Raw genomic sequence first — 13,324 nt, 5'->3', positions numbered from 1 at the left:
ATATTATTAAGACAATTAGTGTTAGCACCTGTATACAAGGAATAAAGTTTAAGGAGTTTTATAATGATCAATAAATCCCCAAAGATAAAATTATTTACTTTACTTTTAATTACCTTAATAACACTTATATGCATAATAGGTAGTAGTTTAAACGTTAATCAGGGAAAAAAGACAAATCCTATAGCTGTAAATGGAGTAATAGATCTGAGAAATTGGGATTTTAATAAGGATGGAATTATTAAGTTGGATGGGCAGTGGGAATTTTATCATAACCAGTTGTTAACCCCTGAAGATTTTGATAACCAGAATCTAAAGAAAAGTTTCAAAGATATTCCAGGGACTATTGGAGAACAAAGTTATGGAACTTATAGGCTGAAAATTCTTGTTAACAGAGATGATTACCTATACTCTGTTAAAGTTAACTATCTTCAAAACGCATTTAAACTTTGGGCAAATGATAAGTATGTAGTATCTGTAGGGAAAGTAGGTAGGGACAAGAAAGAAATGCAACCTCAAATACTGCCTAAGGTTGGATCCTTCTATGCCAAGGATGGAGAGGTAGATTTAATACTTGAAGCAAGTAACTTCTATTCAAAGTATGGCTTCATTGATACCCTATTGATTGGAGAAGCTTCAAAGATTGATAGCTATAGGGAAAAAAAGCAGGCCTTTGACTTGTTTCTTTTTGGAAGCTGTATTATAGCTGCACTTTATAATTTGGCGGTATTTTCTAAGAGAAAGAAGGACAAGGCTTCTTTGTATTTTGCTATAGTTTGCCTCATAGTTGCACTTAGAACAATATTCACAGGAGAGAGATTTTTTATTTCTTTATTTCCTAATTTTAATTACATATTTTCTGTAAAAATAATGGTTTGGACTTTTTATCTATACATTCCTTTTATTGTGTTGTTTGTTAACAAAAATTATGGTGAAATACTTTCTAGGAAGGCTGTAAAACTTTCAAACTTCCTAGCTGTTGTATATGGAATTTTAGTTCTTATAAGTCCAATCCAATATTATATTCAGTTTATAGTTCCTTTTGAAATTTATGCTTTACTAATGATGCTTTATATGATGTGGAAGATATCTAAGGTTTATATTGAGCAGAAAACAAGTGATTATATTGCTGTAGTAGGGCTTTTTGCCTTATTTATAACAAGAATAAATGATATTCTGTATGAATATAGCATAATTATGACTAATTCTCTTGCACCTTTAGGGGTATTTATATTTATAGTAGCTAATTATTATGTGTTAGCTGAAAGACAAGCTAAGGCTCTTTCTAACTCGGAGGAAGTAAGTGAGAGACTGAAATCTTTGAATAATTTAAAGGATGACTTTTTGGCCATAACCTCTCATGAACTAAAAACACCGCTAAATGGTATAATAGGGTTAACGGAGAACCTTAGTAATAAAGGCTCTAGTGGTATGAGTGATGATGACAGATATAACTTGTTTTTGATTAATGCCAGTGCCAGAAGATTGTCTAACCTAGTTGACGATGTCATAGTGTTTTCAAAGCTAAAAAATAATGAGATAAAATTAATTAGAAAACCAGTTAAGATTGACAAAATTTTAGAGATTGTAATAAAATTTTGTGAGCCTACTATAAGTAACAAAGCTATAGAGTTAGTTAACTTAGTAGATGAGGAAGTTCCCTGCGTAAAGGGGGATGAAAACAGAATACAGCAAATTTTCTATAACTTACTAGGTAATGCAATTAAATTTACTCAAGAAGGAAAAATTCTTATTTCCTATTTGGTAAAAGAAAATTTTGTGGAAATTTCTATAAAAGATACTGGAATTGGAATATCTGATGAAAAAATTAATACAATTTTTAGCATTTATGAACAGGGTGAGGATATTTCAGAAAAGTATGGAGGTACTGGACTGGGCCTTTATATAACAAAAAATCTAATTGGACTTCATGGTGGAGAAATAAGTGTCAGCTCTGTTGTAGGCAAAGGTAGTAAGTTTACATTTACATTGCCTTTATGTTCCGAAAGGGAACTGTTAACTGATAAAAGTATTAACTGTATAGAAAAATCAACGGTTGATGATCTAGATGTTTGTATAAATAAAATTGCTGAAAAAAATGAAGATGATTTAGGTGTTAAGAATAATAAAAACTATAAAATACTAATAGTAGATGACGAATATGTAAATTTAAAGGTACTAGAAGAGTATCTCTCAGGCGTCAGTCAGCATATTTTAAGGGCTTCAACTGGAAAACAAGCTATAGAGATTATAGATCAAAATAAGGATTTAGATTTGGTTATTTTGGATATGATGATTCCTGATTTATTAGGGTATGATATTTGCAGCATAATAAGAGAAAAATACTCACTTTTTGAATTACCTGTGCTTATGATGACTGTAGATAACAGAACGGAAAACCTTGTACTGTCTCTTAAATGTGGGGCTAATGACTATTTAACAAAGCCCTTTAGTAAACAGGAGCTTTTGGCAAGAGTAAATACTTTACTCACATTGAAGTACTCTGTAAAAGAAGCATTAACCTTGGTACAGCAAGTAGAAGTAGCAAATGAAAAAATTGATACTTTAAATCTTAGGAATAGTGAAAATACTAAGAGAGTAGAGGAATTAATGGAATATAATAAGCTAAAAACAGAGTTTTTTACTAATATTTCTCACGAACTTAAAACTCCGCTTAATGTTATAAGTACCACTGTGCAATTATTAAGATCTTTAGATGGATCAAAGCAGCTAGGTGATGAGAGAATTAAGTACTATTTCAATATAATAAATCAAAATTCATTAAGGCTTCTTAGGTTGATTAACAATTTAATAGATACAACCAAAATAGATGGCAATTATTTAAGTCTTCATTTAACTAAAGGAGATATAATATATGTAATTGAGGAACTTGTCCAATCTGTTGCAGATTTCGTAAATTCTCAGGGAATAAGTATAGTTTTTGATACAGAAGTAGAAGAAAAATTTATATTATTTGATGAAGAAAAAATTGAAAGAATTATACTAAATCTTTTATCTAATGCAGTAAAATTTACCGATATTAACGGAAGTATATTTATCAATATTTATGATAAAGGAGAATTCGTAGAAATTTCTATAAGAGACACAGGGATTGGCATACCTGAAAATAAGCTGGAATTTATATTTGAAAGGTTTGCACAAGTTGATAGGTCTACAACTAGAAAAAAAGAAGGAAGCGGAATAGGTCTTGCTCTAGTAAAATCTCTGGTAGAAATGCATGAGGGCACTATTTGTGCCAAAAGTGAGTTAGGTAAGGGAAGCGAGTTTATAATTACATTACCAGTAAAAAGTTCAAATGAGGAAGAGGTAGAGGGTAGTGCTTTAAGCAAAGAATTTGCTAAATCAAAATACGAAGAAAAGATGCAGATTGAGTTTTCAGATATCTATTTTGATAAATAAAAGACTAAGAGGTAGGAATTTTTTCTATAGATTACTGCCTCTTAGTTCTTTTATATAAGAGATTATTATGGTTTTAAGAAACAAAGTCTTCTTTTTATTTCGGATATAAAAAATTAGAACAGGAGAAAATAAAAAGAAGGAGGTTGATAAATAATGGGAAATAAAATAGTTGAGTTACCACAGCAAAATAATGTACTTGCTTATGATAGTAGGCAGATTGAATTAATTAGGAACACAGTAGCTAAGGGAGCAACAGAAGATGAATTAAGTATTTTTTTATATCTTAGCAAACAGTATAATTTAGATCCATTTAAGCGAGAAATATGGTTTACTAAATACGGCAACCAAACTAATATAATGACCTCCAGAGATGGTTATTTAAAATTTGCTCAAACCAGTGCTGAATTTGAAGGTTTAATATCCTTCGTGGTACAGGAAGGCGATGTATTTGAAATAGATGCAGCTGAATATAAAATTACCCACAGATTTGGTACAAAAAGAGGTAGAATTATAGGTGCTTGGGCAAGATGTGATAGGAAAGGGAAAAAACCCTTTATAAGCTATGTAGACTTTGGTGAATACAATCAGAACAATATGATTTGGAAGAAATATCCTTCAGCTATGATACAAAAGGTTGCAGAGGTATTTGTGTTAAAAAGGGCTTTTGGAATTAATGGATTAGTAACAAGAGAAGAAATAGGTGATGAAATTCGAGATGAAACATTTACCAGGAAATATAAGGAAGAAATTCCTAAAGCCCGTGGAATGAAAAGAGAGCAGAAGGCAGAAATATGGGAACTAGCCAAGAATAAAGGGATGGAAGTAGATGAATTAAAACAGTATACTATGAAGGAATTGGGAATTCCATTAAGTAACCTTAATGATGAGCAAGCGGATGCATTGATAGAAACACTTTCTAAAGGGAAAAAAGAACTTAATGAAAACATGGAAGATAAAAACTCAGAAGAAAATGAAGAAATTAAAGAACTTGCTCTATCTAAGAAGGAGTAGTTTTAATAGTCTAGACAAGAAATTCTGAAAGTAAATATGTTAAAATGTGGATAAGCTGTGGAAAATGTGGAAAACTTTGGAAATAGGGTTTAAGAATAGAGAAAAAATGCTCTATTCTTAAATTTACACAAATTAAGAAGGTTGTCAATTTTACAATATTTTATCTTTTATAACCTTTAGTACACCATTATCTCTATTACTTTCAGCTATAAATCTAGAGTGCTTTTTTACTTCTTCTGGAGCATTTGCCATAGCATAGCTGTAATATGCTGATTTAAACATCTCAATATCATTAAAATAATCCCCGAAAACCATTGTTTCTTCTGGTTTTATATTAAATTTTTCCTGTAAAAGCTTGATAGCTGTGCCTTTATTTACATCTTTATTGATAACATCAAGCCATATTTTTCCTGACACTGTAATTTGAAGTGTATCTCCGTAGGAAGCTTTAAAAATTTTGTTTGAGTTTTCCAAAGCTCCTTTAAAATCACATAAGGTAACCTTTAATATATCATCATCTACATGATCTAAGGAGTCAACTATTTCATATTTTAAATAGTATCTCTCAACTTCCTCTATAAATTTCTTGTGATTTTTTTCAACATAAGCAGATTTTTTACCACATATTATTAATTCGCAATCTTCAATCTGTCTTCCTAAGTCTAAAAGAGATTTAACTACAGTCTTATCTATAACACTGGAGTAAAGTTCTTCTCCTCTGAAGATTACGTAGCTTCCATTTTCCGCTACATACAATATATCATCTTTGGCCTTAGAAAACTTATTTAGAAGATTATAATATTGTCTGCCACTAGCTGCAGTAAATAGTATATTTTTTTCCCTAAGTTCATTTAATACATGGAAGAACTCCTCATTTATTTTATCCTGCTCATTTAATAGTGTACCATCCATATCTGTTGCGATAAGTTTTATCATAAGTTTTGTCCTCCTCTTTAGTAATTTCAATATCACTATAATAACATACCAACTGTATAAGAGTATGAAGGAATTTAATATTCTAAAAGTTTAGGCTTTTATCTTGTACAATTATTTTCTCCAATAAACTATATTAATATCAATAGTAGTTATTAGTGGAGTAAAGCTTACGTAATAATATATTTAAAGTGTAATGAAAAATGTTTAAATAAGAACAAAACTATTTTATAATTTATATATAAGTAATTAAATGAATTTAATAGTTTTTTAATTTGTATGTAGAAATACTACAGTATTCAACTGTACTTGAAAAGGACGTGAATTAAATGGAATTTTTGAATATTAATCAAATGATTTTAATTGGATCAACAGGAAGAAACAGTGGGAAGACTACTCTTGCTGTGGAGCTGATTAAAAAGTGGAAAAGTCATTTTCCTGTCATTGCATTAAAGATTACAACAATACAAGACAGAAGTGGAAAATGCCAAAGGGGAGGAGAAGGCTGTGGTGTCTGTACTAACATAAAAGAAGATTTTAAATTAGTAGAAGAAGGTAACAAGGATAGCAGCAAAGACACCTCTTTATTACTAGCAGCAGGAGCAGAAAAAGTGTACTGGCTTAGATGCTTAAAAGATCATATTCATGAGGGAATAGAATTTTTCATGAGACAAGTTCCTGATAATGCTCTAATAATATGTGAATCTAACACTCTTAGAACTGCTGTTGTTCCAGGAACTTTTATAATGCTTAAAAATACAGAAAATGATGCTATAAAAAAATCTGCAGGTGAAGTAATAAATAACGCTGATATTATCATAGAAAATGATTTTCAAAATAGCATTAAGAATATAGTTGAAAAAATAGAAGTTAAAGAAGAAAAATCACAGTTTCAGATGAAAATACATAGTTAACAAAAGAAAAGAGTTGAGAAAGGAAAGTCTATAAAATAAGATGTTGTTTATAGGTATAAATAAAATTGGCTTATAAACAACATCTTTGGATTTTAGATAAAAAGATTAATTTCTAAATAATAAAAATTATTGATATTTTTCTTGACAATAAATGAATGAACATTTAATATATATATACTAGGGGTGAGTAAATGAGAAAAAAAGATGATGAAAAGCAGAAAAATATAAAAGAAGCAGTTATCAAACTGATATTAGAAGAAGGATTTCATGGTACATCTATTTCAAAGATAGCAAAGAAAGCCGGAGTTTCTCCAGCAACAGTTTATGTTTATTACGAAAATAAAGAAATTATGTTACATAAAATCTATCAGGAATATTCTGAAGAAATATATAGTCATTTACTCAGTAAAATTTATGAGGGAATTAGTGGGAGAGAACTTATCGAAGTATTTATTAGAAGTTATTACAATTATATAGAGGAACATGAAGAAATATTTAGGTTTGTGGATCAGTTTTCTAGTTGTCCTGCTTTAGCCAATAGATGCAAAAAGGATAAGGGCAGTGAGGCCTTAAAGCAGTCCTTAGAACAAATGAAAGAAAAAAAGATTATTAAGAATTTTCATAGTGATAACTTAACTGCTATAATTTTTTCACCAATAAAATCAATAGCTATTAATCCCTGTTTAGAGGAAGAAGAAAAAATAAAAATGCTTGAGGAAATGATTAGTATTATACAGTATACTCTTCTTCTATAATTATTTAAAAACTATTAATCATTAGATTAAGTTTCTTTCTCTTGGTAATATGATTATTTGTTGAAGCGAGACTGATTTTGTGTAAGATATAAGCACAGAATACTCTCGCTATTAGTTGAAATATAATTAAACGAGCATTCATTTAAGCTATAAAAGGAGTGAAAACAGTATGATGAATATTGAAAAAAGTAAATTCGCAATGATAGTTCCTATTTCAGAAGCTATTTTATTACCTAACATGGAACATACTCTTAAACTTAACCACTTTAGTGAAAGAGAACTTCAGCATTTGCAGAAGGAGGATATGATAAATATTGCTCTACCCTTAAAAGAAAATTTTAATAAAAAGGAATTAAAAGAAGAAAACTTTTATCCAATCGGTGTTTTGTTTAAAGTTAATAGTATAGAAAAATTAGAATCAAGCCACCAAATCAAAATTAAAGTATTAGAACGTACAGAAGTTAAGAATATCATAATTGAGAATGATTTTATTCAAGGGGAATATAACATGGCTTCAGACATTATGGACTTAACAGAAGAAAATATAGAAGAAATGATTGAAGGTATAAAGGAACTTACCTATGAGATGAGTGAGCACTTTAAGGGTTCAGATATATTCATAAAGTCCATTGAAGAGATAGATGATTTAAATAGACTAATGGGATATTTAGCTCAGTTTATGCCTCTTTCTAATGATAAAAAATATGAATTAATTAATATTCAATCTGTAAAGGAAAGAAGTTTGAAATTCATGGACTACCTTTTGAGACAAAGGGAAGCTCTTAAATTTCAATTTGAGATAGCAGAAAAGCTTTCCGAAAAAGCTAATAAAAACTATAGAGAATCTGTGCTAAGAGAGCAACTAAAGGCTATTCAGAAAGAATTAAATGAGGATAAAGATTCTAGCAAGGAGCAAGACTATGTTAAGAAAATAGAAGATGCCCAAATGCCTAAAGAGGTTAGGGAGGTTGCTTTAGAAGAATTAAGTAAACTAGAGAGTCAAAATCCTAATAGTTCTGACTATAACATCATACGTAACTATTTAGAGTTACTTGTGCAGCTTCCTTGGAAAGAAGGGGAAACAAAGGATATTGACTTGTCAGAATCAAGAGCTGTTCTTGAGGAACAACACTATGGATTAGAAAAAGTGAAGGAAAGGATATTACAGCATCTTGCAGTTATGAAGCTAAAAAAAGATAAGAAAGGTTCTATCTTGTTACTTGTTGGACCTCCAGGAACAGGAAAGACAAGCCTTGGAAAGAGCATTGCGGAAGCACTTGATAGAAAATATGTCCGTTTAAGTTTAGGTGGCCTTCGAGATGAAGCAGAAATTAGGGGCCATCGTAAAACTTATGTTGGAGCTATGCCAGGCAGAATAATTCAAGCTATTAAAAGAGCAGGAGTAAAAAATCCAGTTATGGTTTTAGATGAGATAGATAAACTGGTAAGTGGCTATAATGGTGATCCAGCAAGTGCCCTGTTAGAAGTTCTAGATCCAGAACAAAATGACAGCTTTACAGATCATTACTTAAATATTCCTTATGATTTGTCAGAGGTATTCTTTATCGCTACTGCTAATTCTCTTAACGGTATACCTGGTCCTCTCCTAGATAGAATGGAGATTATTCAAATATCCAGCTATACAACTAATGAAAAGTTCTATATAGGAAAAAATCACTTAATATCTTCAGTGCTTCAGGAGCATGGCTTAACAGAAGAGCAACTACAGATAGAAGATGAAACATTAAAGAAAATAATCAGCAACTACACTTTAGAAGCAGGAGTTAGAGGATTGAAAAAGCAAATATCTGCTGTGGCAAGATATGCTTCAGAAAAAATTGTATCTCAAAAAGTAGAATTACCTTTCAGGGTTTCAGAAGGACAATTAGAGGAGATATTAGGAAGACAGGTTTCCAGACATGATAAAGCTCAAATAGATAATCCACCGGGAGTTGTAACTGGGCTTGCTTGGACACCAGTTGGGGGAGAAATACTATTTATTGAAGCTACAGACATGCCAGGAAGTGGACAAGTTATTCTAACTGGAAAGTTAGGAGAGGTAATGAAGGAATCTGCTAGAATTTCACTAAGTCTATTGAAATCAAGACTGCCAGTTAACAGTTTTAACTTTAAGGAAAAGGATCTTCATATTCACGTACCTTCCGGTGCTGTTCCGAAGGACGGCCCTTCTGCAGGAATTGCTTTATTCACTGCACTAGCTTCACTTGCTACAGGTATAAAAGTAGATTCAAAGCTTGCTATGACTGGAGAGCTAACTTTAAGAGGAGCTGTATTAGCTATTGGAGGCTTGAAGGAAAAATTATTAGCTGCTGAAAGAGCTGGAATAAAGAAAGCACTAATTCCAAAAGATAATGAATTGGATCTTAAAGACGTGCCTGAGGAAGTAAAAAAAGAATTACAGATTATACCAGTGGGAACTATTGAGGAGGTTATTAAAGAAACTTTAGGAATATCTTTGCCTAAATTAGAACAGTTAGTAATCCCAAAGACAGCTATTGAAGAGTCTTTTAATTCTACCCAGGTGTAAAATATTAATATAGAAAGATTAAGTGACTCTATAATTTTGGTGTAAATTAAAGAATGATAAAAATTTCATGTAAATAAAAGAAAAGGTGGCAGGTGAAACTGTCACCTTAATTTCTAAAGTTTTGCTAGTTTCTTTCTATCAACAGCTTCTGGATTTTTTTCTAGCCAACCCTCTTTAATCATAATATCCATTCCATCCTTTGCATATCCACCTATGTCTGATGCAATTTTAGCATAAGTGGCATAGATATCAGATCTCATACTAACTGCCATGGAGATACCAAATATTGCAGTTTTGTATCCCATTATAGAAACTATATGAAACATTATAAGCTTATCAGAAAAAGGAGCTTCTTTAGAGTCAAGTACTTCAGCTTCCAAAGTCATAGGTATTGGTAAATCACTTTCACTAAGTAGGGGACTAAGTGCTTCTATATGACTTGTAGATAAGTCTAGCCCTTTAGAAAGAAAGTTTTTAACTTGTTCCGACTTAGTTACTTGATTAAAGCCGAGAGTTAAGGCTCTTGTTAGAGAAACTACTTTAATATCGTGAAATATATTTGTGATTTCTGAAGAATTTAATGGTCTTTTCTCTGGTAATAATCCAGTTAGAAAACTTTTCTTAGTTACAAACTCTATCTTATCTGGCATAGGTATATGAGGATAGTGTACATATACACCTTTTTTTAGTTCTACATCATCAAGCATATTAGAAAGCTTTGATGTAGTATCTATGCAATAGGTGAAAAGCTCACGGATATCTTTCCTAGGACAAAAGGTTAGAGACATACCGTAATTAATCAATCCAAGTTCTGTTAAGTATTTCATGTAACGGAGCATAAAAACATCAGAAAATAGTTTCTTAGCTTTTAAATTAACATCTTCTTCTGAAAAACCCTCTGGAACAGGAAAGTTGTCTTTGCTTAAGATATCTTTAATAATAGACATATAGTTACCGGATAAATTCAATGCATATTTTACTACTGAAGAAACCTCAGGATCTTCAGCAGTTTCTAAAAAGTATGAAAGCACGCAGTTACTCATAGAATTGGCAATATAAGTAATCCAAAGTTGTGAAATTTCTGAGGAGCTTATTCCAAGATTTTTTTCGGTATATTCTGAACTCATAGTTTTTCCCCCTAAAATAAAATTTTATTAATAGAATTATTATTTTCTTTTAAAGAAAAAGTATTTATGAAATTTTTGAAGCAAAAGAGAATTACTGTACGTCTAAATATATGAGATAGTCAAATTTAGGAGGTTTAAACATGAATAAGAAAAACATATCAATTTTAACATTGATTTTAACTATTGTTTCAGCTATAGCATCACCAGGCATGACAAAGGCTGAAGGAATTGACACTATACCAACATCAAAGGTGATTTATGCTCCAATTACTTCAGAGCAGGGAATAACAACAAATCAATTAAAACCATATGTGTTGAATGAGAAAGAAGTACAAACTGTATTTGGAAGTTTTTCAGATGAAATTGAAAAACTTAAGTTGCAGAGAGGATATTATGTTTTCGATAATGAAAAATACGATATAAAGGATTCTAATATCTATGTAATGATTTCCCTAGGACAGAGAAACACAACGGGATACGGAATTAAGCTGATTTCCACTGAAGATATAGAGGGGATTTCTCAAATAACAATAGAAGAAACAAAACTGCAACCAGATATGATGGTAGGAGAGGCAGTGACATATCCTTTTATTATTTTAAAATTTGCACAAGGAACTCCAAATGTTAAGGTAATAACAGACAGTGGTAGAGAAATATCGCCACTAGTAAATTCTGCGGAGTTGACAGAAAAGGGATGGAATGAATTAAAATCTTGGGAAGATGTTTCTGAAAATAAAGAGTGGCTCATTACCTTTAAAAAGGATATTTCTAAAGAGGATGTTAACAGTGATACAGTTTATGTAAGAGACAGCAGTGGTAAAAAGATTCAAACAGAACTTGTTGCTGGGGAAGATAAAAGAACAGTTAGAGTAATTCCTATAGAAAAGTACTCAGCAGGAGAAAGCTATTGTCTTTTTATTTCCGATAAAATAAGCCCGCAAAAAAATACAGCAAGCAAAGGAGCTATGTATCGTATGAATTTTACCATTAAAGGGGACGTAGCTGCAGAAGATCCAATAAAGCAACAAGCTAATGCTTATGTTGTGTCAGGGGAATTTAAAAACGTACCTCTTTTCGATGGGTCTACAGATAAACAGGTGGGAACGGTATCAGAGGGTTTTTCTCTTAACTTGACAGATGTAAGGGGGGACAAAGTGTACTTTTCTGTTACAGTAGAAGATTCTTCTAAGTCAAAGGAAAGATCTTCAAAAGAGTATTATATTCCAGTTAAATATTTAGAGAAAACTTATAAGGAACCTTTTATCACTCTTGAAATTATATCTGCAGATAAGATAAAAGTAAAAGAAAGTGCATCTATATATACTATAGACAAGGGTATCAAGCAATGCATAATGAAAACATCTCAAAATATAGGACCTTTATATTATATACAAAAAACAGAAAATGGTTATCAATTTGTACTCGGAAATAATCTTGTCTATGTACAACCAGAAGATATTGAACTTATTAAAAATTAAGTGAGTTAAATAGTATATGAATATTTCTAAAATAAAAAAATCTTATTAAGAAAATAATTCCCTGTAAAACACAAATTAGGATAGGTATAAATAATATATAACAACAGATTAGAGAATTGATAAGGGAAGTGTTTTAATGGCTACACCAATAATTGGACAATCAACTGTCACAGTGGATCAGTGTGAAGCATTTTTAAGGAAACAAAATACTAATGCTCCAGCATTAGCAAATATTTATAAGAAGTATTGCGATATTTATGGTATAAGGCTTGAATGTATTTGGGTTCAAATGTGTTTGGAAACAAATTTTTTAAGATATTCAAATACCTCAATAACCACCTTAGATATGAATAACTTTTGTGGACTAGGTGCAATTGATGGAAATGGAAGAAGACAAGCTTTAAGCTTTAGCACAGAAGATGAAGGTGTTAAGTGCCATGTACAACATTTATATGCTTATTGCACTAATAAACCATTACCGCAAGGACAATCAGTAATAGATCCAAGGTTTAAGTATGTAGCTAGGGGTATCGCTCCTAATATTGAGAATCTAGGCAATGGTAATTGGGCTAGTGATAAAAACTATGCCAGTAAATTATTAAGCTTACTAAGTCAATTGTTAAATAGCGGTAATATAACAAATAAAACAAACTCAGGGAGTAATAATGACTTTATCAGGGAAATTCAACATGACCTGCAAAGGCTTAGCTGTCTGGCTGCTGGAGAATCAAATGCCACAGGTGAATTAGATGCTAACACCAAAGCAGCCATAAAGCAATTTAGATATATAGTAGATTTACCAAGTGGTGAAAGCATAGATAGCAGTTTAGTAAGTGCCTTAAATTCAATCACTTCTAAGCCAACTATTGGAGCAGGTTGGACAGTTAATATAATAGCAACCAAATTTATTCAGTGGTTTATAGGTATATCACCAAAGTCTGGGGTATTTGATAATAATACCGTAGAGAAGGTTAAACAGTGGCAAGTAACAGCAGGTATCTGGAGTGCCTCTGGAGCAGATGGAGTTATTAGGGAAGTAGATTGGAATAAGATTTTAAAATAGCATTAGAGAGCTCAAAAGGCTCTCATTTATTTAATAATATAAGAAGATTAGGTTGTATTAATTTTCTTATATTATTAA

9 protein-coding genes are annotated in these 13,324 nt (G+C 31.2%); 7 read left to right on the top strand and 2 right to left on the bottom strand.

What is annotated here, in order from left to right; translation table 11 throughout:
* Window positions 1–63: 63 nt before the first annotated feature.
* Together P8V03_RS14320 and P8V03_RS14315 are read left to right on the top strand one after the other, a co-directional pair.
* Window positions 64–3,417: an ATP-binding protein gene (locus P8V03_RS14320; protein ID WP_318798687.1), complete on the top strand. Its 3,354-nt coding sequence runs from the start codon at window positions 64–66 to the stop codon at window positions 3,415–3,417.
* A 153-nt stretch (window positions 3,418–3,570) separates the two neighbouring features.
* Window positions 3,571–4,428, top strand: a complete 858-nt coding sequence (locus tag P8V03_RS14315) for a recombinase RecT (RefSeq protein ID WP_318798686.1) — start codon at window positions 3,571–3,573, stop codon at window positions 4,426–4,428.
* A 150-nt stretch (window positions 4,429–4,578) separates the two neighbouring features.
* On the opposite strand, the gene P8V03_RS14310 is transcribed toward P8V03_RS14315, so the two are convergent.
* Window positions 4,579–5,364 (bottom strand): Cof-type HAD-IIB family hydrolase, encoded by a 786-nt coding sequence (locus P8V03_RS14310; RefSeq protein ID WP_318798685.1) that lies wholly within the window; start codon window positions 5,362–5,364, stop codon window positions 4,579–4,581.
* Window positions 5,365–5,690: 326 nt separating this feature from the next.
* Between P8V03_RS14310 and P8V03_RS14305 the strand changes: the two genes are divergently transcribed.
* The 3 genes from P8V03_RS14305 to lon all read left to right on the top strand — a co-directional run bounded on the left by P8V03_RS14305 (window position 5,691) and on the right by lon (window position 9,578).
* On the top strand, window positions 5,691–6,275 hold the full coding sequence (locus P8V03_RS14305) for a hypothetical protein (RefSeq protein WP_318798684.1): 585 nt from the start codon (window positions 5,691–5,693) through the stop codon (window positions 6,273–6,275).
* A 191-nt stretch (window positions 6,276–6,466) separates the two neighbouring features.
* Window positions 6,467–7,030, top strand: a complete 564-nt coding sequence (locus P8V03_RS14300) for a TetR/AcrR family transcriptional regulator (protein ID WP_318798683.1) — start codon at window positions 6,467–6,469, stop codon at window positions 7,028–7,030.
* Between the two features lie 169 nt (window positions 7,031–7,199).
* Complete coding sequence (gene lon / locus P8V03_RS14295) at window positions 7,200–9,578, top strand: endopeptidase La (protein ID WP_318798682.1); 2,379 nt, start codon at window positions 7,200–7,202, stop codon at window positions 9,576–9,578.
* A 113-nt stretch (window positions 9,579–9,691) separates the two neighbouring features.
* On the opposite strand, the gene P8V03_RS14290 is transcribed toward lon, so the two are convergent.
* On the bottom strand, window positions 9,692–10,705 hold the full coding sequence (locus P8V03_RS14290; RefSeq protein WP_318798681.1) for a DUF3231 family protein: 1,014 nt from the start codon (window positions 10,703–10,705) through the stop codon (window positions 9,692–9,694).
* Window positions 10,706–10,845: 140 nt separating this feature from the next.
* Here P8V03_RS14290 and P8V03_RS14285 point away from each other — a divergent pair, with 140 nt between their 5' ends.
* Together P8V03_RS14285 and P8V03_RS14280 are read left to right on the top strand one after the other, a co-directional pair.
* The gene (locus P8V03_RS14285) at window positions 10,846–12,183 is read left to right on the top strand and encodes a protease complex subunit PrcB family protein (RefSeq protein WP_318798680.1); all 1,338 of its coding nucleotides are present in this window, start codon (window positions 10,846–10,848) and stop codon (window positions 12,181–12,183) included.
* 136 nt (window positions 12,184–12,319) lie between these two features.
* A complete protein-coding gene (locus tag P8V03_RS14280; protein ID WP_318798679.1) occupies window positions 12,320–13,246 on the top strand; it encodes a glucosaminidase domain-containing protein in 927 nt (308 codons plus the stop codon).
* The last annotated feature ends 78 nt before the right edge of the window (window positions 13,247–13,324 follow it).

Origin of the sequence: Clostridium tanneri, from assembly GCF_033659955.1 — a bacterium.
Classification (GTDB): Bacteria; Bacillota; Clostridia; order Clostridiales; family Clostridiaceae; genus Clostridium_AM; species Clostridium_AM tanneri.
The sequence above is the reverse complement of the archived record's forward strand: the minus strand, read 5'-3'. Positions and strand labels throughout refer to the sequence as shown.